We start from the raw sequence: 24,116 nt of genomic DNA on the forward strand, positions 1-24,116 counted from the left end.
GCGCGGCGATGCGTCTTCAACCCACCCGACCCGCCACCGGTAGATGCTTGCCCGCCCCTTGACGTGATCTCAGAACGTACCTGCACCGTACCAACTTCAACCCGCAACCGCTGACCGGACGCCATGCCAATCAACTCCGCTTACTGCACTCCTGCGAACCAATGCAAAAAGCCCGCCACAGTGGTGGACACTCGCACCCGTTACGGGCGGCTTGAATGTTCACTACTGTGCGGGCTTCAAATCCAATCATCGCAGAGTAATGGTGCGATGGCGGGCCATGACGGGCGCACGGTCTGCGGCTAGTTCAGTACGTTCGCTATTGGCCAACTCGGTGGCTACCCGGCGAATCGCTACCGCTCTACCTGCTGCATTCCTTCCGTCACAACACCGTCGATACTATCGGAGCCGTAAATCACAGTCAACAACTATTTCGCTATACTGCACTCATAGCGATTTATCGAACCTGATTCCGACATAGCGAACACGGTGACTTGGGAGGCGTCCGGGTTTCTTTTCACGTCACGTGACCATACGGCCTGTCGTGACGCTGCCTCAACATTTCAGAAGCGGTCACGCCCGACGTGCCGTGCTGTACCGCACCGCGTCTGCGGCTCAAACGCGTCTGCTCGATGAGCACACGTCTGTTCATGTGAGGCCGCCGTCCCGCCTGCTGCTCCGTCTTCTATGAAGCTTCATCGGCAGGCGTTTCTGCGGGCGCGGGCAACTCTGTCGGCGGTCTCTCTCCCCGCTCATTCGGAACTCGCGCACCTCGGTTCCCACTTCCTGTGGTCGGCTTCCATGTGCCAGACATAACCGGCTTGCCTGCTGGATTTTTCCCGCCCCATGTGGCGGGCTTCTCTGGCTTGATGTACATGCGCGTCATGCAGCTGTCCCTGCCGCGCATGCCCGCTTGACTGCTGCGATGCTGATCCCGAACTGCGCAGCCGTCTGCGCGATGCTTGCGCCGTGCTCGGCCCGCCACGCCTTAACCTCCGCATAGTCGGCCTTCCGTTTGCGTCCGACCGTTGCGTAGCTTCCGTCCTGCTTCGCTACGGCAATGCCCCGCGCCTGCATCTCGCGTCTATTCAGATAGTCCGCTTCGCCCTGTGCCGCCATGAATGCAAGTACCGCATCCCGCGTGGCCTTACTGATCACATCCGTAGCGGTGCCGTCGAAGACCATGCCGTTAAGGGTGCACTCCACCCTAACGCCTCCGGCCATTAATCGCCGCATGGTGGCGTGTAACTCGTCGTACCGGCGGCTGATCCGATCCAGCCAGCGCACTACCAGCGTGCCGCCATGCCGTAGATCGCGCTCCACGTGCTGCCACTGCGGACGGTCCATAGGCGCGACGTGATACCCGCTGATCCCCTCGTCAATGAAAACGTCTCGCGGGTCAATACCTCGCGCCTCTGCGTCGGCGTACTGGCTCGCGCTGCTCTGGCCGTCTGTCGTGCTGATCCGTCCGTAGTAGATGCGTCGCATGCTTGCTCCTAGCTGGCTCGAAATGGCTGACGGCTCGAATCTTGCCTTAGCTCGAAACATCCGTCAACTATTTCGAGCCATCTTTTCGAGATGCCGCACCTAGCTCGATTTTGTACACCTTTTCGGACCAGCACCGGCTGTCGGCGTCGCATCGTGACGAATCAAATCCCACTCTCGTCGGCCCGCTTGTTCGCACTTCGCAAATGACACCTATCGCACTCAAGTCAGCGGCATCGCCGTTTGATTTTTACGGAGGGCGGCAGGGGGAGATGCGAGCGCGGGCGTGCCGCGTAGTGCCCCGTAAAAATTCAGATCAAAATTAGCTCCGGTGCACGAGAGTGCATAGCGCCATAAACAAAAGGTCTGAAATGCGTTTGCCGAGCCATAAGATGACGCGGCGGCAACGCGAAGCCTCCGATCCCAAATGCGTTTCGTATCTCGGCTGTGGGCCAAGATTAAGGCTGCGGTCACCGCCCTACAGTTCTTGCGCCCGCTGGCAAGTTTGAAGACACATCATGCGAGATCTACCTCGGCGCCGAATTGCTCGGTTTGAAGAGGGAATCAAACTTAGAAAGACCGCTCCGGATTTAGGCCGCTCAACTTATTCGTAAAGATCTCGTCCGGCAAGGCGAACGCAGTAAGCGTAAATCTCGGGATACTGCCCCACTTGCGCCACGCCGCTTGAATACGCGGGGTGATAGGCCCGTGGCTGCGTGTAGAAGACCGTTGAGTGTGGGCGAGTCGCTGGAGCCGTTGCATAAAGACACATCGCAAGGGACAGGCTCTTCGGTCCGAACGGTGCCAGCACTGCGTAACGTTCGCCATGGTTGGCAAGGCGGCGAATGTATTGAAAGGTTTCCGACACGTCGCGGGCATCGACGCGCTCAACTGTTGAAGCCGTATTATTGACGTACGCTGACAATTCGCGAACGAACTCCCAGTTTCTTTCGACGCCGGACGGCTGCGATGGAAATGGCAGCAGCATCTTGATGTCGGAGTTCCGGAAACCGCCGGATTCGAAGATGGTAGTGAGCCCTAGAGACTCATAGCCAATGCCAATGATCACAAGCGGATTCTCCGGCTCGGGATCAGCTTGCATGAAACCGGGTAGATGTCTCCACGGTTCCGGATCTTCCGCTAATGGTTTGCCATCCGTCGCGTAGCGACTAGGCATTGAGCATGTCACGACGATGTTCGGCGCGGTGCAGCGCTCGCGAAGAAACCGTATGAACGCAAAGAAGAAGCGCTTTGGCAGACTCGAAATGTCTACTATCAGGTTGTCTCCGCCATTTGCCGCAAAGTCCTGCGCAATCTCTACGACATCTCCGAAACGGGCAAATAGACTTAACTGGATTCGGCTGTCTAATGATCCGCCCTCCCGTACAAATCGTTCGCTCATAGCGGCAGTCTTGGCCGCGACTTCAGCTTGGTAAGCAGACTTATCGTCGTCAATTTGCAGCATCCGGCAGTAGCCCAAGCTGCCGCTATCCCGCAAGAATTCCCACGCAGCAAGGCAGCGGTCCTCTGTCGAGATTGCTCCCAATAACGACCAATTTAGAGGGCCGATCTTCGGAAGGAGGGCAGGCAAAATGCCCCAAGGGCGGTATTCAATAGTTGGCACCAGTGTTACTCGCCGAAAAGGTCTTGTTGACGGCCATTCTTAGCCACATTCGATTTTTCGGATGGCGTCTTCTCCCCGACGATCGCATGCGATTCCTGCAGCAACACTACAATCTCCGATACATCAGCGTAATAAGGCTCTTTGGTATGGCTGACTGGCAATTGAAAGTATGGGCTAAGGATCGGGTTGAGATACCATTTGGTACTCTCTCCTCGCGACTTCGTCTTGGACGTATGCCGACGATCATACAGAGCGCCAAACGCAGCCGCCTCATTGAGAAACTTCGCGACTTGCGGGTGATGATCAAGCTCCTTTCGCGATAGCGAAAAACCATTCTGTCCCGGATTGCTCATCTTTCTGTCGTTCAGCATTCGATCACGAAGCATCGTCGCAAGAGCCGAAACAAATCGCTGCCGGCTGTCGCCGCTGGGGTCCGCTCTCAGCTTGCGATACCAATAACTACTTGCCTGTTGAATGCCTTCGTCTTGAATGTAAATGTCTTCAATCGATGGCACAGGCAACGGCTGCTCGTCCCCAGATGAAATCGCCGCTTCCGGGCTTGTTCGCAGCCACGCGTCCCAAATGTATTGGCAGATACTCACAAACACGAGGATGTTAGCCCCGGAGAGATTCAGGACGTCAGCCGCGCCCGCCCAAAGCAATTTTTGTTTCTTCGATGCCGCGATTTGCATCAACGCCTGGTCAATCCGCTCTTTTACCCAATAACGTTTAGACAGGCTCGACCATCCGCCTAAATCGAACACCTCCGCTCCCGAAGCAAACTTCTGCCGGATCCAAGCTTCAGCCAACCGTCCTTCCAGCGGACTCTCAGCGGCCAGTGCCGAAAGGTAGACGGAGAACTGCATCGGCCAACCGGGGTCTATGCGAAGCGTACCCTCAGGATTACTCTTTACATAGAGGTTCGCCAAGTCGTCAGGCGTCGGGCTCTTTCCGAAGAATGTCTTCAGGTAATCGCTGCCCTTGCCATTCAAAACGTACTTAAACGAATTGACGCGTCGCTTAAAGACATCTTCAGCAAATGCAGGAAACATCCACGGCCGATTTTCCTTTCGGCGCAGAAGTTCATCAATATCTATGATTCTAAAATTACGCAACTCCTCAATGACAGTTGCAGTGCCATAAACTTGCGGCGCGTCATCCCAAGCGTGTCTACGCGTCCCGATTCTGTATGAAACGTGCGGATCTCGGGACCCAAGCATTTTATTTACGACGCCTTTGTAACTTTGATACAGACCTTTGCCGCTGCTCCAGTCTTCCAGCCTATCGAGTTCTTCGTATTGGTCGATTCGAACGAATACCTGCAAATCGCTTGGTATCAACTTGCATCGCTTCATCGTTTCCGCGAAAACCGAGATCGGAATTCCAGCACTGGTCTTCGTTCGCTTTACGAAAGGATCTAGTTGATCAATGTTGTAATTGAGAAAATCCCGGTATTGTCTTATGCGGTAATCAATTCTTTTAGAGAATTCGGCAATTGACTCAACGCCATCGAGATAGCCACCCCAACAGTCCTTACTCGAAACCGTACGAGCAAATTCATCTAAGAGCGCCTCATTGTCATTCGCCGCCAAGCCCAATTCGACTCGTGCAAGGTCGTTAGCGACGAGAGTAGTGTATGACCGGTAAACGTCACGAACAATCCAATAATTTAGAAAGTCGGAGAAATAAGCCGGAACGCGGGCCTCCTCGGACTCCCCTTCATCTTCGATTGATCGCTGACCAAAATCAATCGCACCACTTCGAGTGAGATTTATCCCGCCACAGATAAATTTTGAGAATGGAGCCGGGACTGGAAAGGGATTACCTGCATCACCAGCCTCCAGATACGCAATGCGTTGTTCCGGCTTTAATAAATTCAGTAAGGCACTTTTCCCCGTACCCTGAATTCCCATAAGTACGACGTTGCCCGGCTGAAACAGCGCAAGCGCATCACCCACCAGAGCCGGGCTGAAGACTTTAATAAACCCTTCAGGCGTCGCATTCTCAGTTAAGTAGATTTCGTGAAAAGGATTTTGACGAGTAATCATGTCAATTCCTCGCTGATCGTGGGAAAAGCGCAGCCCATGGGCCATCGGACGTGCGGTGAATTGCAGGAATTGTGTTATCCGGACAATTTGTATGCATAACTACGAGCCCCCCCATAACGGGTTGATTTGGCTGTGCAAAACCAAATGGGCCGTAATTGTGCTTCGGATTAGTGCCCTGTACTTTTGCATTGAGGCGAACTATGAGTTCCCGAAGCGCCGAGATCAATTGCGACTCGTGAGGATCCGCTGCATCGTGGACAAATGAGTCACGTGACAGTCTTAAAACTGGCGAAAACTGAAAGCGCGGCTCAACGGCCGCAATCCTTTCCGCAACCTCCGCGCCCGCCGGACAAATTATCAGCGGACAAAACAGAATTGGCGGAGCAGCAGGAAGGGTGAACGCGGGAGTGATGGATTCAAGCAGTTGCGTTCCTGATCCAACAAAATCTTCGATTACAACGATCGAAGACAGCCCGTTCTGTGCCATGCGATGCGCAATCACCTGCGGATCAGTCTGCGCGTGTACAAGCCCACGCCAATCAGGCCGCCAATCAACGCCTTCCACATTGTTGACGTGATAAAAACGAGTGAGTGGCGCGCTATCTGTTAGTGCGGTAAACCAAACGCTGCGAACTTCCCGCTCAATTTCTTCATTCAGGGTCGGAGATGTCAGTGCGAGATTTCGGGTCGAAACGATCCATTGGACGACGTGTTGTCGAAACGCCGAAACGAGCAGAGCCTCCATGTCCTTAGATCCCGCAAAAAAGATCCTAAGAACGGCGCGAAGCAAAGTTTGTTGATCAGCATCTGACGCGGCGTTATTGACCCAATCCTCTAAACGATCATTGAATGTCTTATGTGGTGGGGTTCGCGTTGGTTCGAATTCGTCGAACAGCATCGTTTGCAGAAACCGGATCCGCGATTCGATGTCAATTAGCTCCGGGTCAAGGTCCACTTGTCGCCCCCAGTCGCGCAACTTTTCGTTAAGGCTTTGCGGCATGATTAAAACTCACTATCCCGAATACTGCGCGCAACCGAGGCGGCCAACGGCGGCGGGACTGCATTCCCAACCATCCGAAATTGCGATTCAACCGAGCCCTCGAATTCGAAGTCATCCGGAAACCCTTGTATGCGCGCTGCCTCGCGAACGGAAAAACCGCGATGGTGCTCGGGGTGCAGAAAGAAGCGCGGTTGTCCGAATCGGGTATCCACGGTTGGCGCCAAATCAGTCCACGAAAGACGGCGGTATTTGCCGTTGAACGAGTTCGTCAAGTCGTACAAGTCTCCGACTCGGCGCACAAAGTTTTTCCTCACCAAACTGTTCAGATGGCGTTTGCACGGCCGGTTTAAGGCTTCAGAAAGCGCTTCCGCCGATACAGGGTCGGCGTCTCCGAACGTACGGACGCGAAGTTGCCTGCGAAGGCGCATCAGCGTTTGCAAAACTTCCCGCTCCACGTCACTGACGTGACCAAACACTTCTGGAATGTGCCAAGTATGCACGGAACGTTCGCCACCCCGGACGTTGCACAATTTCTGGCCCTGCCCAATCCGTTTCGCAATTTCTAGTGCCGCCGACCCGGGTTGAAGCACCGATGGGTGATGGTTCGAGAAAGACTCCGCTCCATGAAGGATGTCTCGAAGGGTCGGTGCTGCGCCACCATGCAAGGGGATGTGCAATTCAGCGCCAGAAAGCGTGCCGATAAGCATCACCCGCACGCGAGTCTGCGGCACGCCAAAATCGGACGCGGCAAACCTAATTGTCTTGCATGTGTATCCCGCCCGACGGAGACGAGACTCTAATTGACGCCAATACCGATCGTGCGGGGGAGATAACACGCCCGCAACGTTCTCAACGACAACCACTTTGGGCTTGGCCACCGACGCGACATCGGCAACGAATAACAGCAGGGAGTTGCGCGGGTCGTTCAACGCACGCTTTCCAATGGTTGAAAAGCCCTGACAAGGCGGTCCTGCAACTAGTACATCCGCCTGCGAGACTGCTGTCACCACCTGATCGCTGTTCTGCGTTACATCTAGGCAATACACATTGCCACCCAGATTCTTGCGATGAGTTGCCACAGCCTCGGCATCATAGTCAAACGCCGCAACGCAATGAAAACCGGCTTGGACGAATCCGAGATCGAATCCGCCGCATCCCGAAAACAAGCCGACAAAGCTCGGGCGAGTTCGTTTAGTAATTGTTCGCTTCATTTATTTGCTGCAAAAGGCGCACCGGGCCTTTCGGCACATAGAATGCTTTAACACTCCATTATGCACTGCCGCATTGGTGCGAGGGGTGCCACCGGAAACTAAAAGTGGGGCCGGTAGTAAAGGGCATTTCGCCCGCACGGTTACGCCGGTAGCACCGTTCGCCGCTCGTACCAATTCTGTACCAATCCAAGCTGAGAATCACTCACTTCGTCGCCCGCAAAGCCTTGTTGTACAATGCCCAAGCCGATTGCGGTCGCCTTGAAGCGACGATGGCAGGTTTGGTAGGACGGGTATTTGCGCGGCATGGCGGACCAGGTAGCGCCGCTGTACATCACCCACAGTACGCCATTGAGCACGGAACGGGTATTGGCAAGCGGCCGGCCGCGCAGTTCGGAACGCGGACGCAGTTCGGGCAACAACGGTGCGACGCGTTGCCATTCTTCGTCATTGATGTCACGGTACGGATTCATGGTTTCTCCTTTGTCAGAATCACGACAAAAGATATCCAGTCGTCCGGTGAGGGAATATAAGACGAGTCCGAATCTTGAAAATACGCCGCCGGACCGCGTGTATTCGCGTAGCGGATCGTGATCTATCGCGAAAGCATCACGGCCCGCTCCCGGCAGCGCTTCAGGTCAACGACGTATCGACGATCCGGCGCGGCGCGTCGAGATACTCCTTCGACTGCATTTCGACGATGCGCGACACCGTGCGCGTGAATTCGTTAGCCATCGGTCCGTCGACGTACAACTGCTCGGCCGGCACCGCCGCGGACATCAACAGCTTGACCTTGTGGTCGTAGAACACGTCGATCAGCCAGGTGAAGCGGCGCGCCTCCGAGGCCATGCGCGCCGACATCTGCGGCACGCCGGAGAGAATCACCGCGTGAAAGCGGCTCGCCAATTCGAGGTAATCGTTCTGCGAGCGCGGCCCGCCGCATAGCGTGGCGAAATCGAACCACACGACGCCGTCCGCGCGGCGCAGCGCTTTCAGCTCGCGTTTTTCGATGTGCAGGATCGGGCTCTCGTCAGGCACGGCGGCGAGACGCGCGAAGGCGTCGCGCAACGCCTTGTCGGCGGCCGCGCCGAGCGGCGTGTGATACACCTCGACCTGAGCCAGCGTGCGTTGCCGGTAGTCGACGCCGGCGTCGACGTTGATCACGTCGACCTTCTCCTTGATCAGTTCGATCGCCGGCAGCATGCGATCACGGTGCAGGCCGTCCGGATACAACGTGTCCGGCGCGTAATTGGACGTCATCACGAACTGCACGCCGTTCTCGAACAGCTTGTCGAGCAGACGGTACAGGATCATCGCATCGGCAATGTCGGACACGTGGAATTCGTCGAAACAGATCAGCCGGTAGCGTTTGGCGATACGAAGCGCGAGTTCGTCGAGCGGATCGGCCCGACCCTTCAGTTCTTCCAGTTCGCGATGCACCTCGCGCATGAACTCGTGGAAATGCAGCCGCGTTTTGCGCTGCACCGGCACGATCATGTAGAAGCTGTCCATGAGGAAGCTCTTGCCCCGCCCCACGCCGCCCCACATGTACACGCCGCGCGGCCGGTCCGGGTGGATGATCAGTTTCTTGAACGCATTGGAGCGGCGCGATTTGTATTCGACCCACTCTTCATAGCACCGTTGCAGACGGTCGACCGCCGCGCGCTGCGCCGGGTCCGATTGATAACCCCGCGTCTGCAGTTCTTTTTCGTAGTATTCGGTGACGTTCATTGTGTTGCTGCAAAAAGAAAGGCGGGAGGGATTGAACCCGCCCGCCTTTGTGGTGATGCGAAAGTGCTGCGATCAGTCAGGCGTGCGCGTCATTACATGTTCAGCGCGCGCTTGTCGACGGCCAGCGCCGCCTCGCGCATGACTTCCGACAGCGACGGGTGCGGATGGCAAATACGGCCGAGATCTTCCGACGCCGCCTTGAACTCCATCGCCACGACGGCTTCCGCGATCAGGTCCGATGCATTCGCCGAAATGATGTGCACGCCGAGCAGTTCGTCGGTCTTCGCGTCGGCGATCATCTTGACGAAACCATCCGCCTTGTTGATGCCGAGCGCGCGGCCGTTCGCCATGAACGGGAACTGGCCCGTCTTGATCTCGCGGCCTTCCGCCTTCAGTTGCTGCTCCGTCTTGCCGACCCATGCGATTTCCGGTTCGGTGTAGATGACCCACGGAACGCAGTTGTAGTCGATGTGCGGCTTCTGACCGTCGATGATTTCCGCGACCAGCACGCCTTCGTCCTCGGCCTTGTGCGCGAGCATCGGGCCACGCACCACGTCGCCGATTGCGTACACGTTCGGCACCGCGGTCGCGCAGTGATCGTCGACGTCGATGAAGCCGCGTTCGTTGGCCTTCAGGCCGATGGCTTCGAGACCGAGGTTGTCGGTGTTCGGCACGCGGCCGATCGACACGATCAGGCGGTCGGCTTCGAGCGTTTGCGCGTTGCCGTCCTTGTCCGTGTAAGCGATCGTGACGCTGTTCGCGGTGGTCTTCACTTCGCCGACCTTCACGCCGACGTGAATGTCGAGACCCTGCTTCTTGAACTGCTTGGCGGCTTCTTTCGCGAGCGCCTGGTCGGCGGCGCCGAGGAATTCCGGCAGCGCTTCGAGCACGGTCACTTCCGCGCCGAGACGGCGCCACACCGAGCCCAGTTCCAGACCGATCACGCCCGCGCCGATCACGGCCAGCTTCTTCGGCGCCGTGTCGAAGCTCAAGGCGCCTTCGTTGTCCGACACGATCTTGTTGTCGACCGGCACGTTCGGCAGATGACGCGCCTTCGAGCCCGTCGCGATGATCACGTTCTTCGCCGTGACCACTTCGGTTTCGCCTTCGCCGCTCACTTCGATCTGCACGCCGGCGTCCGTCCTGCCGGTGAACTTGCCGTGACCTTTGAGCCACGTGATCTTGTTCTTGCGGAACAGGAATTCGATACCCTTCGTCATCTTCTCGACGATGCCTTCCTTGCGGGCCAGCATCTTCGTGATGTCGATCTTCACGTCCGACACGTTGATGCCGTGATCGGCGAGATGGTGCTGCGCGTTTTCAAATTCCTCCGACGAGGCGAGCAGCGCCTTCGACGGAATGCAGCCCACGTTCAGACACGTGCCGCCGAGCTTCAGCGCGCCGGCCGGGTTCTTCCATTTTTCGATACATGCAACCGTCTTGCCGAGCTGTGCGGCGCGAATTGCAGCGATATAGCCGCCGGGGCCTGCGCCGATCACGACGACGTCAAATGCTTTGGACATGACAATCCTTTTTATGACGGAACGGCGCGCGGCCACGTTTCGTGGCGCGCCCTGTTCCTGTACTGCGGAATGCGAAAGACGTGATGCTTATAGGGCGCCAGTTTGCGCAATGGCAACCGGCGCCGGCCGGAGCGGCTTTTACAGGTCGAGCAGCAGGCGCGCCGGGTCTTCCAGCGCGTCCTTCATGGCGACCAGCGACAGCACCGCTTCGCGGCCGTCGATGATCCGGTGGTCGTATGACAGCGCCAGATAGTTCATCGGACGGATCACGATCTGGCCGTTTTCGACCACGGCGCGTTCCTTGGTGGCGTGCACGCCGAGAATCGCGGATTGCGGCGGGTTGATGATCGGGGTCGACAGCATCGAACCGAACACACCGCCGTTCGAGATCGAGAACGTACCGCCGGTCATTTCGTCGATCGACAGCTTGCCGTCTTTCGCCTTCTGGCCGAATTCGGCGATCTTCTTCTCGATTTCCGCGAGGCTCAACTGATCCGCGTTGCGCAGGATCGGCACCACCAGACCGCGCGGCGAACCGACAGCGATACCGATGTCGAAATAGCCGTGATAGACGATGTCGTTACCGTCGATCGACGCATTCACCAGCGGGAACTTCTTCAGCGCGTGAACGGCCGCCTTCACGAAGAACGACATGAAGCCGAGCTTCACGCCATGTTCCTTCTCGAACTTGTCCTTGTACTTGTTGCGCAGGTCCATCACCGGCGCCATGTTCACTTCGTTGAACGTGGTGAGGATGGCGTTGGTTTGCTGCGACTCGAGCAGACGCTCGGCGATACGCGCGCGCAGACGCGACATCGGCACGCGTTGTTCCGGGCGGTCTTTCAGCCATTGATCAGCCGACGCCGGCGCCTTGACGTCCGGCAGCGACGGCTTGGCAGCCTTCGGTGCGGCGGCCGGTGCCGGTGCCGCGGCCTTGGTGGCGGGAGCGCCCGCGGTCAGCACGTCGCCCTTGGTGATGCGGCCGTCGCGGCCCGTGCCGGCGACGTCGCCGGACGACAGACCCTTCTCGGCCATCAGCTTGCCGGCAGCCGGCGAAGCAGCTGTGTTCGCACCCGTTGCGGATGCGGCTTGAGCCGCCGGTGCGGCAGCCGGTGCGGCGACAGGCGCCGGCTTGACTTCGGCTTCGACAGCAGCGGCGCCGGCCGTGCCTTCGGTGTCGATCTTGGCGATGACCTGATCGGCGGTGACGGTGTCGCCGTCGTTCGCGATGACTTGCGCGAGCACGCCGGCCGAGGGTGCCGGCACTTCGAGCACGACCTTGTCGGTCTCGATTTCGATGAGAATTTCGTCTTGAGCCACAGCCTCGCCGGGCTTCTTCTTCCACTGCAGCATCGTGGCTTCCGAAACCGACTCGGAAAGCTGGGGAACCTTGACTTCAACAATAGCCATTATGAATATCCTGAATACGTATCGGGTGACGGCGCGCGATCCATGGACTCGACGACCGCCTGCGAACCATGTCTGCCGCGAATGAACCCTCAATGGTCACTGGATGCGGCACGGGAAAGCGCGTGGCGCTTTCCCGGTTCGTCTGTTTTCGTTATTTAGCGATTGACGCGCTCTTGAGGCGGCCGAAAGCGCCTTCGACCAGCGCCTTCTGCTGCTCGTAGTGCTTCGCGTAGTAGCCGACTGCCGGCGAAGCCGAAGCCGGACGACCGCTGTATGCCAGCTTCTGCCCGTCCTTCATGCCTTCCTTCAGGTGGTGCTCGATGTAGAACCACGGGCCCTGATTCTGCGGCTCGTCCTGCACCCACACCACTTCGGTCGCGTTGTCGTACTTCTTCATTTCCGCTTCGAACTGCTTATGCGCGAACGGATAGAGCTGTTCGATACGGATGATCGCGACGTCGTTCGACTTCGATTCACGGCGGTGCGCGAGCAGGTCGTAATAGACGCGGCCCGAGCAAATCACGACGCGCTTGACCTTCTTCGCGTCGATGGCCTGATCGATCTCACCGATTACCGGCTGGAACGAACCGTTGGCCAGTTCCGACAGATCCGACACGGCTTCCTTGTGACGCAGCAGCGACTTCGGCGTGGCGACGATCAGCGGCTTGCGGAACAGGCGGATCATCTGACGGCGCAGCAGGTGGAAAATCTGCGCCGGCGTGGTCGGCTGAACGACCTGCATGTTGTGGTCCGCGCACAGTTGCAGGAAACGTTCGATACGCGCCGACGAGTGCTCAGGGCCCTGGCCTTCGTAGCCGTGCGGCAGCAGCATGGTAAGGCCCGACACACGGCCCCACTTCACTTCGCCCGACGAGATGAACTGGTCGATCACGACTTGCGCGCCGTTCACGAAGTCGCCGAACTGCGCTTCCCATGCGACGAACGTATTCGGCTCAGCGGTCGAGTAGCCGTATTCGAAGCCGAGCACCGCTTCTTCCGACAACACCGAGTCGATCACCGTGAACTTCGCCTGACCTTCGGCGATGTTCTGCAGCGGCACGTAGGTGCCGTCGTTCCAGCGTTCGCGATTCTGATCGTGCAGCACCGCGTGACGGTGCGTGAACGTGCCGCGGCCCGAGTCCTGACCGGTCAGGCGCACTGCGTAGCCCGAGGCGACCAGCGACGCGAACGCGAGGTGTTCGCCCATGCCCCAGTCGAGCTTCGCTTCGCCACGGCCCATTGCGCGACGGTCATTGATGACGCGCTCGACCAGCGGGTGAACCTTGAAGTTTTCGGGAATCGTAGTGATGCGCTCGGCGAGGCGCTTCAATTCGGCGAGCGGCACGGCCGTGTCGGCTGCGTCGGTCCATTTGCGGTTCAGAAACGGCACCCAATCCACCGCGTACTTGCTCTTGTAGTTCGAGAGCACCGGGTCGACGGTGTGATGGCCTTCGTCCATCGCCTTGCGGTAAGCCTTGACGTATTCGTCCGCGTCGGTCGCCGTGATCACGCCTTGCTGCGTCAGCTTTTCAGCGTACAGCGCGCGCGTGCCCGGATGCTTGGCGATCGTCTTGTACATCAGCGGCTGCGTGACAGCCGGCGTGTCCTGCTCGTTGTGGCCGAGCTTGCGGAAGCAGACGATGTCGACGACGACGTCCTTGTGGAACTGCATCCGGAAGTCGATGGCCAGCTGCGTGGCCAGCACGACCGCTTCCGGATCGTCGCCGTTCACGTGCAGCACCGGCGCCTCGATCATCTTGACGACGTCCGAGCAGTACAACGTGGAGCGCGAATCGCGCGGGTCCGACGTCGTGAAACCGATCTGGTTGTTGATGACGATATGCAGCGTGCCGTGCGTGCCGTAACCACGCGTTTGCGCGAGGTTCAGCGTTTCCATCACGACGCCCTGGCCCGCGAAGGCCGCGTCGCCGTGGATCTGCACCGGCAGCACTTGCAGGCCGTTGTCGTCGCCGCGACGGTCCATGCGCGCCTTCGCCGAACCTTCGACCACCGGGTTGACGATTTCGAGGTGCGACGGATTGAACGCGAGCGACAGGTGAACCGGGCCGCCGTCGGTCGAGATATCCGACGAGAAACCCTTATGGTATTTCACGTCGCCGGCCGGCAGGTCGTCGACATGCTTGCCTTCGAATTCGGCGAACAGATCGGCCGGCATCTTGCCGAGCGTATTGACCAGCACGTTCAGACGGCCACGGTGAGCCATGCCGATGACGATTTCCTGCACGCCGCGAGCGCCGCCATGACGCACGACTTCGTCCATCGACGCGATGAAGCTTTCGCCGCCTTCGAGCGAGAAGCGTTTCTGGCCGACGTACTTGGTGTGCAGGAAGCGCTCGAGGCCTTCGGCCGCCGTCAGGCGATTCAGGATGTGCTTTTTCTTTTCGTTGGAGAAGTTTGGCGTCGAGCGAATCGACTCGAGCTTCTCCTTCCACCAGCGTTTCTGTTCCGGATCGCTGAGGTACATGTACTCGGCGCCGATCGTGCCGCAGTACGTGTCGCGCAATGCCTTGACGATCTCGCGCAGCGAAGCGCGCTCGAATCCGAAATACAGATTCGTTGCGCTGAACTCCTGGTCCATGTCGGCTTCGGTGAAGTCGTAGAACGCGGGTTCAAGTTCGGGGATCGCGGGACGTTCGCGGCGCTTCAGAGGATCGAGATTGGCCCATTGCGAGCCGAGGAAGCGATATGCGCCGATGAGGGACTGCACATAGACTTGCTTTCGCGCAGTGGCGAGATCTTCGCCACCGGTTGCCGTGCGCGGGATGAAGGCATTGGCCTTGGCCCGTTGAGCAAACGATTCGACGATCGGGCCGTGGGCCACGTCGTTGGCACTGGTGCCATCCGATGCAGGGACGTTCTGCAACGCGTCGAAATAGCTGCGCCAGTTCTCGGGCACTGACGCCGGATTGTCGAGATATGCTTCGTACATTTCTTCAACGTACGGAGCATTGCCGCCGAACAGATAAGAGTTCGACTGGAATTGCTTCATCATTTTTACGCTCACCTTTCTTCGAGTTTCTCGAGAAATAGCGGGTTACAGAACCTTCCGCGACACGGCCTGACCGTTTAGCGGATTGCGCGAATCAAGTCTTGCTTGGAAGGACCTAAAACTTTGCACCCGGGGAGCATAGCACAGATCAAATAGTCCAGATAGCCGACGGTTTGCCGCTCAAGCCCGCCGCGACGGGCTTTGCGGCCTGTATCCAGTGCGCGCAACGGTCTTTCTGCGATAAACGTGGACAAACGCGCATCAACGGTTTGCCAACCACTAGCAACTACGCACAACGCGATTCGCGCGCCAGCAGAAACGGCAAAAGCCACCCGGAGGTGGCTTTTGCCTGTCTTACCTTGCCATCATGCCGCGCAAGGCGCGGTCAATCAGTCCACGGCGCCCTTACGGCTTGCGCTGCGGCGCTCGTGTTCCTTCAGATAGCGCTTGCGCAGACGGATCGATTGCGGCGTGACTTCGACCAGTTCATCGTCGTCGATGAATTCAACCGCGTATTCCAGCGACATCTGGATCGGCGGCACGAGGCGCACCGCTTCGTCGGTACCCGACGAACGCACGTTGGTCAATTGCTTGCCCTTGATCGGGTTCACAACCAGGTCGTTGTCCCGGCTGTGAATGCCGATGATCATGCCTTCGTACAGCGGCTCGCCCGGCGACACGAACATGCGGCCGCGATCCTGCAATTTCCACAGCGCGTAAGCGACTGCCGCGCCGTCGTCCTGCGAAATCAGCACGCCGTTGCGACGCTCGCCGACCGCGCCTTCCCTGACCGGCTGATACGAGTCGAACGTGTGGCTCATCAGGCCCGTGCCGCGCGTGAGCGTGAGGAATTCCGACTGGAAGCCGATCAGGCCACGTGCCGAAATGCGGTACTCGAGACGCGTGCGGCCACGGCCGTCCGACGCCATGTCGAGCATTTCGCCCTTGCGGCGGCCGAGTTCTTCCATCACGCCGCCCTGGTGGGCGTCTTCCATGTCGACGGTCAGGTTTTCGTACGGCTCGTGCTTCACACCGTCGATTTCCTGCATCACCACGCGCGGACGCGACACGGCCAGCTCGTAGCCTTCACGGCGCATGTTTTCCACGAGAATGGTCAGGTGCAATTCACCGCGGCCGGCCACTTCGAACGTGGTTTCGTCGCCGGTTTCCTTCACGCGCAGTGCGACGTTGTGGTTCAGCTCCTTCATCAGACGGTCGCGGATCTGACGGCTCGTGACGAACTTGCCTTCGCGGCCAGCGAGCGGCGACGAGTTGACGAGGAAGTTCATGGTCAGCGTGGGTTCGTCGACGGTGATCATCGGCAGCGCTTCCGGCTGTTCGGGCGAGCAGATGGTCACGCCGATGCCGATTTCCTCGATACCGTTGATCAGCACGATGTCGCCGGCCTCGGCCGATTCGACCTGCACGCGCTCCAGGCCCTTGAACGACAGCACCTGGTTGATCTTGCGGTTCAGGATCGCGCCGTCGGGGCCCGAACGCACGGCTACGGCCATGCCAGGCTTGATGCGGCCGCGCGTGATGCGGCCCACGCCGATACGGCCAACATACGACGAATAGTCGAGCGACGTGATCTGCAGTTGCAGCGGCGCTTCCGGATCGGCCGGGCGAACCGGCACGTGTTGCAGCACGGCGTCGAACAGCGGACGCATGTCGCCTTCACGCACGTCCGGCGTCAGGCCAGCGTAGCCGTTCAAGCCCGATGCGTAGACGATCGGGAAGTCGAGCTGCTCGTCCGACGCGCCCAGCTTGTCAAACAGGTCGAAGGTCTGGTTGATCACCCAGTCGATGCGCGCGCCCGGACGGTCCACCTTGTTGATCACGACGATCGGCTTCAGGCCGAGCGCCAGCGCTTTCTTGGTCACGAAGCGCGTTTGCGGCATCGGGCCTTCGACGGCATCCACCAGCAGCAGCACCGAGTCGACCATCGACAGCACGCGCTCCACTTCACCGCCGAAGTCGGCGTGGCCCGGCGTGTCGACGATATTGATGTGCGTGCCTTCGTATTCGACCGCGCAGTTCTTCGACAGAATCGTGATGCCACGTTCTTTTTCGATGTCGTTCGAGTCCATCACGCGTTCGACGACCTGCTGGTTCTCGCGGAACGTGGCGGTCTGGCGGAGGAGCTGGTCGACGAGCGTGGTCTTGCCGTGGTCGACGTGGGCAATGATGGCGATGTTGCGTAGGGCGCGGGTCATAGGAAACCTGGGGACAGTTGGAGTGCGCCGAATGCTCATGCCGGTTACTTGGTTACTTCTCATGAACCACGACAAGCCCAAAGCGCACTTTTGGGAACCCAACATTATAGCACGCACGAATGAAGCTTTCTGGTATTCCCTGACAGACCGAGCATCTTCGGCGCAGCGAAGCGTAGGAAACCATGCGACTTACGCGGGGAAAATCCCACGCAAAACCGGTCAACGTATAACCTTGAGCAGCAAAAGTTCCTTGCCTAAGCTGCGGTAACGCTTGCCGCGTCAATCAACCGCATCTTATAATCCTGCCTAGTCAACCATTGCATTCGCACGAGAGTCATGACGAAGCCGTCCCCCACCCCGCCGCCCGAGATCAGCGAATACCAGGTCGGCGAAAGCGTCGGCTACCTGATCACGCGAGTGAGATCGACCATGTCGAATCTGGTCACGCAGCGCAGCATGGCCGAACTGGGCATCACCAGCCAGCAAGGCAGCATCCTGTTCATGGTGGCCAGCGGCAAATGCCTGCTGGCGGCCGAACTGGCCCGTGAATACGGCATTGACGCAAGCGCCGTCACGCGTCTGGTCGACCGGTTGGAAAAACGCGGCCTGCTGACGAGAGTGCGCAGCAACGAAGACCGACGCGTGGTTCGTCTCGCGCTGACGCCCGAAGGCCAGGCGATCGCCGCCAGGATGCCCGCGATTTTCACTGGCGTGCTGAACAGCCTGCTGGGCGGTTTCACTCCCGAAGAAGTGGGCTTTCTGAAAAGCATGCTGCGCCGCGTGCTGGTCAACGCCGGCGAACAAACGGGAGTTACCCGTGATGCAGCAAGCAAACCCGACAGCAAATCGTAAGAATTTACTTGCAGTGTCCATCATTATCTTCACTCAAAGAGTCGAGCGAATGAAATCCCTTTCCCTGTCCGTGCCCGCACTTTCGAGCCGGGCCGCTGTCGCCGCCGCTGTGACGGCGCTCGCCCTCACGGGGTGCGCGAACTACTTCGGTATGAAAAGCGACAAGCAGATGTCGTCGCCGGCTCAGTACGAGTCCGCTCGGAGTCTGCCCAGCGAGAGCGGCCAATGGCCGTCGCTCGACTGGGCCAACCAGTTCGGCGACCCGCAACTGCCCAAGCTGATCGCGGAGGCGCTCGAAGGCAGTCCGTCGATCGCCCAGGCGCAGGCGCGCGTGGCCAAGGCTTCGTCGTATATCGAGAGCTCACGCTCGGCGCTGTATCCGAAGGTTACCGGCAGCTATTCGTGGACCCGCGAGCTGTTCTCGGGCAACGCGCTCTACCCGCCTCCTTACGGCGGCACCTGGTATAGCGAAAACAACGTGCTCGCGAGCGCGTCATGGGATCTCGACCTGTGGGGCAAGAACCGCCAGCGCCTCGGCCAGGCGGTGTCGCAGGAAAAAGCCGCTGAAGCCGACATGCAGCAGGCGCGCGTGACGCTCGCCGCGTCGGTGGCGAGCACGTACAACCAGCTCGCGCAGCTGTACGCGCTGCGCGACATCGCCGCGCGTGAAATCGCCAACCGTCAGGAAATCGGCCGAATTACGAACGGGCGCGTCGCCGCCGGTCTCGACACCAACGTCGAGCGGCAAACCGCGAACGGCAACATCGCAACCAGCCAGTCGACGCTGACCGACCTCGACGGCCAGATCACCGTGGTGCGCTATCAGTTGGGCGCGCTGCTGGGCAAGGGTCCCGACCGCGGCCTGCAGATCGCCCAGCCGGTCCTGACCACCGGCGACACCGTGGCGCTGCCGAACAACCTGCCGGCCGATCTCGTGGCGCGCCGCGCGGACATCGTCGCCGCGCGCTGGCAGGTCGAAGCCGCGATGCACGACGTGAAGGAAGCGAAAGCGGAGTTCTTCCCGGACGTCAACCTCGCCGCCGGCTTCGGTTTCGACGCGTTCGGCTGGGGCCGATTCCTCAAGGCGGGCAGCCGCCAGATGCAATTCGGCCCCGCCATCCACCTGCCGATCTTCGACGCCGGCGCGCTGCGCTCGCAGTTGAAGGGACGCTACGCCGATTTCGATCTGGATGTGGCGAACTATAACCAGACGCTGATCAACGCCCTCTCGGACGTGGCGACGCAAGTGTCGTCGATCCGTTCGATCGACCAGCAATCGGGCGACGCGCAGCGCGCGCTCGACGCGTCCACCAAGGCGTATCAGCTGGCCGTGATCCGCTACAAGGCCGGTTTGTCGCCGCAGTTGCAGGTGCTGACCGCCGACCAGAACCGCCTTGCCGCCGAACAGACGGTAACGAGCCTGAAGATGCGCCGCCGCGATATGCAGATCGGTCTCGTCAAGGCGCTCGGCGGCGGTTTCGACGCGACGCAGACCGGCCTCGTGGCGCCGACCGATGCCCCGGCGTCGGCCACCGCCGCGACCGCCGCCGCGAACTGACACGGCATCGGCACCAGACCCGCACGCACACCCGAATAAACGACGACGCTTGAGAGAACCCGGAGCACATCAATGAGCACCCCCCAGCAGCCCGTTGCCCCCACACAACCGGCGAACAACGGCAAACGCAAGCGCATGATGACGCTGCTCGTCATCGTGATCCTGATCGCCGCGATCGCCTACGGCCTGTACTACTTCCTCGTCGCGCGCTTCCACGAAGACACCGACGACGCGTACGTGAACGGCAACGTCGTGCAAATCACGCCGCAAGTCACCGGCACCGTCGTCGCCGTGAATGCGGACGACACGCAAACCGTAAAGGCCGGCGACCCGCTCGTCGTGCTCGACCCGGCGGACGCGCGCGTCGCGCTGGAACAGGCCGAAGCGAATCTCGCGCAAACGGTGCGCCAGGTGCGCGGCCTGTTCGCCGACGACAACCAATACCTGGCGCAAGTCGCCGTCCGCCAGGCCGATCTGTCGCGCGCTCAGGACGACCTGAAGCGCCGTCTGACGGTCGCGCAAACCGGCGCTGTGTCGCTCGAGGAAATCTCGCACGCGCGCGACGCCGTGAAGAGCGCGCAAGCCGCCGTCGACGCCGCCCAGCAGCAGTTGGCCTCGAACCGCGCGCTGACCGCCAACACCTCGATCGCGAATCACCCGAACGTGCTGTCCGCCGCCGCGAAGGTCCGCGACGCGTACCTGAACAACGCGCGCAACAACCTGCCGGCGCCGGTCACGGGCTATGTCGCCAAGCGCTCGGTGCAGGTCGGCCAGCGCGTCTCTCCGGGCACGCCGCTGATGGCCATCGTGCCGCTCGGCAGCGTGTGGGTCGACGCGAACTTCAAGGAAGTGCAGTTGAAGCACATGCGCATCGGCCAGCCGGTCGAACTGACGGCCGACGTGTACGGTTCGTCGGTGGTGTATCACGGCAAGGTGGTCGGCTTCTCGGCGGGCACGGGCTCGGCCTTCTCGCTGCTGCCCGCGCAGAACGCGACCGGCAACTGGATCAAGGTGGTGCAGCGCCTGCCGGTACGGATCGCGCTCGACCCGAAGGAGCTCGAACAGCATCCGCTGCGCATCGGCCTGTCGATGCAAGCCGACGTGACCATCAAGGACGACCAGGGCGGCCAGCTCGGCCAGGCGCCGAACACGGTCTATCAGACCACCGTGTTCGAGAAGTACGGCGACGAAGCCGACGCGGAAATCGCCCGCATCATCGCGGAAAACGCGGGCCCGAACGGCGGCACGCAGAAGTCGGCGCAAGCCGGCGGCGCGAAGCCCGCCGCCGCCGCTACCGCCGCGGCCGCGAAATTGATGTAAGCCGCGCAACGATTCCTACAAGGTTTTTCGCTTAATGGCTCAGGCTCAGGCGCAAGTTCCTCATCCGCCGCTCGAGGGCGCGCAACTGGTGATCGGCACCATTGCGGTGTCGCTCGCCGTCTTTATGAACGTGCTCGACACGTCGATTGCGAACGTCTCGATTCCGTCCATTTCGGGCGACCTCGGCGTGTCGTCCGACCAGGGCACGTGGGTAATCACCTCGTTCGCGGTGGCGAACGCGATCTCCGTGCCGCTCACCGGCTGGCTCACCGACCGCATCGGTCAGGTGCGCCTGTTCATGGCGTCGATCGTGCTGTTCGTGATCTCGTCGTGGCTGTGCGGCCTCGCGCCCACGCTGCCGTTCCTGCTGGCCTCGCGCGTGCTGCAAGGCGCCGTGGCCGGCCCGATGATTCCGCTGTCGCAAACGCTGCTGCTCGCCAGCTATCCGCGCGCCAAGGCGCCGATGGCGTTGTCGATGTGGGCGATGACCACGTTGATCGCGCCGGTGGCCGGGCCGATTCTCGGCGGCTGGATCTCGGACAACATCTCCTGGCCGTGGATTTTCTACGTCAACATTCCGGTCGGCGCGATTGCCGCCGCGGCCACGTGGATGATCTTCCGCAATCGCGATTCGGTCATTAAAAAAGCGCCGATCGACGGCGTCGGTCTCGGCCTGCTGATTCTTTGGGTCGGCGCGTTGCAGATCATGCTCGACAAAGGCAAGGACCTCGACTGGTTTTCGTCGACCACCATCGTCGTGCTGACGCTGGTCGCGGTGATCGCGCTCGCGTTCTTCGTGGTGTGGGAGCTGACGGCCGAGCATCCGGTGGTCGATCTGTCGCTCTTCAGCAAGCGTAATTTCACGGGCGGCACGGTTGCGCTGTCGGTCGGCTATGGCCTGTACTTCGGCAATCTCGTGCTGCTGCCGTTGTGGCTGCAAACCGATATCGGTTACACGGCAACCGAGGCGGGACTGGTCATGGCGCCGGTCGGCCTGTTCGCCGTGCTGCTGTCGCCGATCACAGGCAAGATCTTGCCGCGTACCGATCCGCGCTATATCGCGACGCTGTCGTTCCTCGTATTCGCGTTGTGCTTCTGGATGCGCTCGCGTTATACGACCGGCGTCGATACGTATTCGCTGCTACTGCCCACGTTGATTCAAGGCATCGGCATGGCCGGGTTCTTCATTCCGCTGGTGTCGATCACGCTTTCGGGCTTGCCCGGCAACCGGATTCCGGCCGCGTCGGGTTTGTCGAATTTCGTGCGGATCATGTGCGGCGGCATCGGCACCTCGATCTTCCAGACGGCGTGGGATCACCGCACCATCATGCATCACGCGCAACTGGCCGAACAGGCTAGCGCGTACAACCCGGTGTTCGATCAGTCGATCCGGCAAATGGGTGCGGCCGGTTTCAGTCAGCCGCAAGCTTATGGACTGTTCAACACGATGGCCACGCAACAGGCCGCGCAATTGGGCGTGAACGATCTGTTCTTCGTGTCGGCCGGCATTTTTGTCGCGCTAATCGCGCTGATCTGGATCACCAGGCCGGAGCGTGCAGGCGGTGACGCCGGCGCGGCGGCGGCGGCCGCGCATTGACGTTGTTGCGTCTTTCCGGGCGCGGCGAAGTGGAATGGAAAAAGGCGGGGCCGCTTTCGAGCGGTCCCGCCTTTTTCCCTTGCTTCGGCTTCGGCTTGGGCTTCGGCTTCTAGCGCTTTAGCGCGGCCTGGCTCGACGTCGTCACCACCAGCCGTTCCGGTGCGAGCACGCCTTCGCCTTGTTTCGCGACACCGAGCAGGCGGCCTTCCGCGTCATACACACGCACGCGCGGCGCATTCACCGCGTCGCCGGTGATCGCCAACTCCGACAGCTTCAGGCGTTGACCGTGCAGAAAGCGGCGAGTCGCGTCCTCATCCAGCCTGACGAGCGGGAACGTGGACAGCAGCGCGTCGACCGGTTGCAGCCACGCGTCCCGCTCGCTTTCCGGCGCGTTCGACAGAGCATCGAGCGTCACCGCATGTTCCAGCGTCAGCGCGCCGACGCCGGTGCGCCGCAACGCCACCAGATGCGCGCCGCAACCCAACGCTTCGCCGATGTCCTCGGCGAGCGTGCGCACATACGTGCCCTTGCTGCACGTCACGCGAAAGGTCACGTCCGGCAGCGCGCAGGCGAGCAATTCGAGCGCGTGGATCGTCACCTGCCGCCCTTCCCGTTCGACCGTCTGACCGGCGCGCGCGTATTCGTACAGCGGCTTGCCGTCGCGCTTGAGCGCCGAATACATCGGCGGAACCTGGATGATGTCGCCGAGAAACGTCGGCAAAGCCGCAAGGACCGCCGCCTGATCGCACGTCACCTCGCGTGTGTCGATGGCCTCGCCTTCGGCGTCGCCGGTGGTCGTGCGAATGCCGAGGCGCATCGTGGCCTCGTAGGTCTTGTCGGCTTCGAGCAGATCCTGCGAGAACTTGGTGGCTTCGCCGAAGCACAGCGGCAGCAAGCCGGTGGCGAGCGGGTCGAGCGTGCCGGTGTGGCCCGCCTTTTTCGCCAGATAGAGACGTTTCGCGCGAATCAGCGCGTCGTTGCTCGACAGGCCGAGCGGCTTGTCGAGCAGCAGCACGCCGTCGAGCGCGCGACGCGGCACGCGGGGACGTTGAGGTGCGGTCATGTCAGAAAGACGGATCTTCGAGGTAAACGGAAAGCAAAACGGAAGGCGGCGCCAGGCGTGCAGTCAACGGCACGGCAGCGGGTAACGCCTGCTCAGTCTTCTTTCGCGCGGTTGGCATTCGCCTCGTCGATCAGACGCGACATTTCGACGGCCCGCTCGATCGTCTTGTCGTAGTGGAAATGCAGCGTCGGCACGGTATGGATATGCAAGCGCTTGAACAGCTGATTGTGCAGATGACCGGCCGCATGCGTGAGCGCTTCCAGCGTCTGCTGCGGGTCGCCCGTCAGCGTCGTGAAATAGACCTTCGCGTGCGCGTAGTCCGGCGTCAGCTCGACGCTTTGAATCGTGACGATGCCGATGCGCGGATCCTTGACCTCACGCAGCAGCTCGGACAGGTCGCGCTGGATCTGATCGGCGATCTGCACGTTGCGATTGGGAGAAGAACGTTTTTTAGGCATGGTGTTGTGTGATCCG

General features: G+C 60.3%; 18 protein-coding genes. 4 read left to right on the forward strand and 14 right to left on the reverse strand.

Annotated features, from left to right (window positions below):
* Positions 1-514 precede the first annotated feature (514 nt).
* The 12 genes from ACOCG7_RS23480 to typA all read right to left on the reverse strand — a co-directional run bounded on the left by ACOCG7_RS23480 (position 515) and on the right by typA (position 17,252).
* Positions 515-649 (reverse strand): hypothetical protein, encoded by a 135-nt coding sequence (locus ACOCG7_RS23480; protein WP_421380236.1) that lies wholly within the window; start codon positions 647-649, stop codon positions 515-517.
* 230 nt (positions 650-879) lie between these two features.
* Complete coding sequence (locus ACOCG7_RS23485) at positions 880-1,485, reverse strand: recombinase family protein (RefSeq protein WP_421380239.1); 606 nt, start codon at positions 1,483-1,485, stop codon at positions 880-882.
* 601 nt (positions 1,486-2,086) lie between these two features.
* On the reverse strand, positions 2,087-3,106 hold the full coding sequence (locus ACOCG7_RS23490; protein WP_421380242.1) for a hypothetical protein: 1,020 nt from the start codon (positions 3,104-3,106) through the stop codon (positions 2,087-2,089).
* A gap of 5 nt (positions 3,107-3,111) precedes the next feature.
* On the reverse strand, positions 3,112-5,154 hold the full coding sequence (locus ACOCG7_RS23495; RefSeq protein ID WP_421380245.1) for a hypothetical protein: 2,043 nt from the start codon (positions 5,152-5,154) through the stop codon (positions 3,112-3,114).
* 1 nt (position 5,155) lies between these two features.
* A complete protein-coding gene (locus ACOCG7_RS23500; RefSeq protein WP_421380249.1) occupies positions 5,156-6,154 on the reverse strand; it encodes a phosphoribosyltransferase-like protein in 999 nt (332 codons plus the stop codon).
* A gap of 2 nt (positions 6,155-6,156) precedes the next feature.
* Positions 6,157-7,365, reverse strand: coding sequence for a DNA cytosine methyltransferase (locus tag ACOCG7_RS23505; RefSeq protein WP_421380252.1), 1,209 nt, complete (start codon positions 7,363-7,365; stop codon positions 6,157-6,159).
* Positions 7,366-7,505: 140 nt separating this feature from the next.
* Positions 7,506-7,835, reverse strand: a complete 330-nt coding sequence (locus tag ACOCG7_RS23510; RefSeq protein WP_421380255.1) for a transposase — start codon at positions 7,833-7,835, stop codon at positions 7,506-7,508.
* Between the two features lie 160 nt (positions 7,836-7,995).
* The gene (zapE, locus tag ACOCG7_RS23515) at positions 7,996-9,093 is read right to left on the reverse strand and encodes a cell division protein ZapE (protein ID WP_073429877.1); all 1,098 of its coding nucleotides are present in this window, start codon (positions 9,091-9,093) and stop codon (positions 7,996-7,998) included.
* A 92-nt stretch (positions 9,094-9,185) separates the two neighbouring features.
* Positions 9,186-10,616: a dihydrolipoyl dehydrogenase gene (lpdA, locus tag ACOCG7_RS23520; protein WP_083083912.1), complete on the reverse strand. Its 1,431-nt coding sequence runs from the start codon at positions 10,614-10,616 to the stop codon at positions 9,186-9,188.
* A gap of 138 nt (positions 10,617-10,754) precedes the next feature.
* A complete protein-coding gene (gene odhB / locus ACOCG7_RS23525; RefSeq protein WP_083083913.1) occupies positions 10,755-12,026 on the reverse strand; it encodes a 2-oxoglutarate dehydrogenase complex dihydrolipoyllysine-residue succinyltransferase in 1,272 nt (423 codons plus the stop codon).
* 151 nt (positions 12,027-12,177) lie between these two features.
* Positions 12,178-15,039, reverse strand: a complete 2,862-nt coding sequence (locus tag ACOCG7_RS23530; RefSeq protein WP_073429874.1) for a 2-oxoglutarate dehydrogenase E1 component — start codon at positions 15,037-15,039, stop codon at positions 12,178-12,180.
* Positions 15,040-15,425: 386 nt separating this feature from the next.
* Complete coding sequence (gene typA, locus ACOCG7_RS23535; protein ID WP_114162699.1) at positions 15,426-17,252, reverse strand: translational GTPase TypA; 1,827 nt, start codon at positions 17,250-17,252, stop codon at positions 15,426-15,428.
* A 336-nt stretch (positions 17,253-17,588) separates the two neighbouring features.
* On the opposite strand from typA, the gene ACOCG7_RS23540 reads away from it, so the two are divergent.
* The 4 genes from ACOCG7_RS23540 to ACOCG7_RS23555 all read left to right on the forward strand — a co-directional run bounded on the left by ACOCG7_RS23540 (position 17,589) and on the right by ACOCG7_RS23555 (position 22,579).
* Complete coding sequence (locus tag ACOCG7_RS23540) at positions 17,589-18,104, forward strand: MarR family winged helix-turn-helix transcriptional regulator (protein WP_083083915.1); 516 nt, start codon at positions 17,589-17,591, stop codon at positions 18,102-18,104.
* Between the two features lie 49 nt (positions 18,105-18,153).
* On the forward strand, positions 18,154-19,662 hold the full coding sequence (locus ACOCG7_RS23545) for an efflux transporter outer membrane subunit (RefSeq protein ID WP_083083916.1): 1,509 nt from the start codon (positions 18,154-18,156) through the stop codon (positions 19,660-19,662).
* Positions 19,663-19,734: 72 nt separating this feature from the next.
* The gene (locus tag ACOCG7_RS23550) at positions 19,735-20,982 is read left to right on the forward strand and encodes an EmrA/EmrK family multidrug efflux transporter periplasmic adaptor subunit (protein ID WP_083083917.1); all 1,248 of its coding nucleotides are present in this window, start codon (positions 19,735-19,737) and stop codon (positions 20,980-20,982) included.
* 34 nt (positions 20,983-21,016) lie between these two features.
* A complete protein-coding gene (locus ACOCG7_RS23555; RefSeq protein ID WP_073429863.1) occupies positions 21,017-22,579 on the forward strand; it encodes a DHA2 family efflux MFS transporter permease subunit in 1,563 nt (520 codons plus the stop codon).
* 109 nt (positions 22,580-22,688) lie between these two features.
* Here the strand turns inward: ACOCG7_RS23555 and truB are convergent, their stop codons facing one another.
* Both truB and rbfA read right to left on the reverse strand, forming a co-directional pair.
* Positions 22,689-23,642, reverse strand: a complete 954-nt coding sequence (gene truB, locus ACOCG7_RS23560) for a tRNA pseudouridine(55) synthase TruB (protein WP_083083918.1) — start codon at positions 23,640-23,642, stop codon at positions 22,689-22,691.
* Positions 23,643-23,734: 92 nt separating this feature from the next.
* Positions 23,735-24,100 carry a 30S ribosome-binding factor RbfA gene (rbfA, locus tag ACOCG7_RS23565; protein ID WP_042324072.1) on the reverse strand — a complete coding sequence of 122 codons (366 nt, stop codon included), beginning with the start codon at positions 24,098-24,100 and terminating at the stop codon, positions 23,735-23,737.
* Positions 24,101-24,116 lie beyond the last annotated feature (16 nt).

This window comes from Paraburkholderia sp. DD10, from assembly GCF_049177125.1.
GTDB lineage: Bacteria > Pseudomonadota > Gammaproteobacteria > Burkholderiales > Burkholderiaceae > Paraburkholderia > Paraburkholderia terricola.

Excerpts from the sequence above, each read along its gene's own strand:
- ACOCG7_RS23480 (WP_421380236.1), bottom strand. The coding sequence starts at position 649 with ATGAACAGACGTGTGCTCATCGAGCAGACGCGTTTGAGCCGCAGACGC.
- ACOCG7_RS23485 (WP_421380239.1), bottom strand. The coding sequence starts at position 1,485 with ATGCGACGCATCTACTACGGACGGATCAGCACGACAGACGGCCAGAGC.
- ACOCG7_RS23495 (WP_421380245.1), bottom strand. The coding sequence starts at position 5,154 with ATGATTACTCGTCAAAATCCTTTTCACGAAATCTACTTAACTGAGAAT.
- ACOCG7_RS23500 (WP_421380249.1), bottom strand. The coding sequence starts at position 6,154 with ATGCCGCAAAGCCTTAACGAAAAGTTGCGCGACTGGGGGCGACAAGTG.
- ACOCG7_RS23505 (WP_421380252.1), bottom strand. The coding sequence starts at position 7,365 with ATGAAGCGAACAATTACTAAACGAACTCGCCCGAGCTTTGTCGGCTTG.
- ACOCG7_RS23510 (WP_421380255.1), bottom strand. The coding sequence starts at position 7,835 with ATGAATCCGTACCGTGACATCAATGACGAAGAATGGCAACGCGTCGCA.
- zapE (WP_073429877.1), bottom strand. The coding sequence starts at position 9,093 with ATGAACGTCACCGAATACTACGAAAAAGAACTGCAGACGCGGGGTTAT.
- lpdA (WP_083083912.1), bottom strand. The coding sequence starts at position 10,616 with ATGTCCAAAGCATTTGACGTCGTCGTGATCGGCGCAGGCCCCGGCGGC.
- odhB (WP_083083913.1), bottom strand. The coding sequence starts at position 12,026 with ATGGCTATTGTTGAAGTCAAGGTTCCCCAGCTTTCCGAGTCGGTTTCG.
- ACOCG7_RS23530 (WP_073429874.1), bottom strand. The coding sequence starts at position 15,039 with ATGATGAAGCAATTCCAGTCGAACTCTTATCTGTTCGGCGGCAATGCT.
- typA (WP_114162699.1), bottom strand. The coding sequence starts at position 17,252 with ATGACCCGCGCCCTACGCAACATCGCCATCATTGCCCACGTCGACCAC.
- ACOCG7_RS23540 (WP_083083915.1), top strand. The coding sequence starts at position 17,589 with ATGACGAAGCCGTCCCCCACCCCGCCGCCCGAGATCAGCGAATACCAG.
- ACOCG7_RS23545 (WP_083083916.1), top strand. The coding sequence starts at position 18,154 with ATGAAATCCCTTTCCCTGTCCGTGCCCGCACTTTCGAGCCGGGCCGCT.
- ACOCG7_RS23550 (WP_083083917.1), top strand. The coding sequence starts at position 19,735 with ATGAGCACCCCCCAGCAGCCCGTTGCCCCCACACAACCGGCGAACAAC.
- ACOCG7_RS23555 (WP_073429863.1), top strand. The coding sequence starts at position 21,017 with ATGGCTCAGGCTCAGGCGCAAGTTCCTCATCCGCCGCTCGAGGGCGCG.
- truB (WP_083083918.1), bottom strand. The coding sequence starts at position 23,642 with ATGACCGCACCTCAACGTCCCCGCGTGCCGCGTCGCGCGCTCGACGGC.
- rbfA (WP_042324072.1), bottom strand. The coding sequence starts at position 24,100 with ATGCCTAAAAAACGTTCTTCTCCCAATCGCAACGTGCAGATCGCCGAT.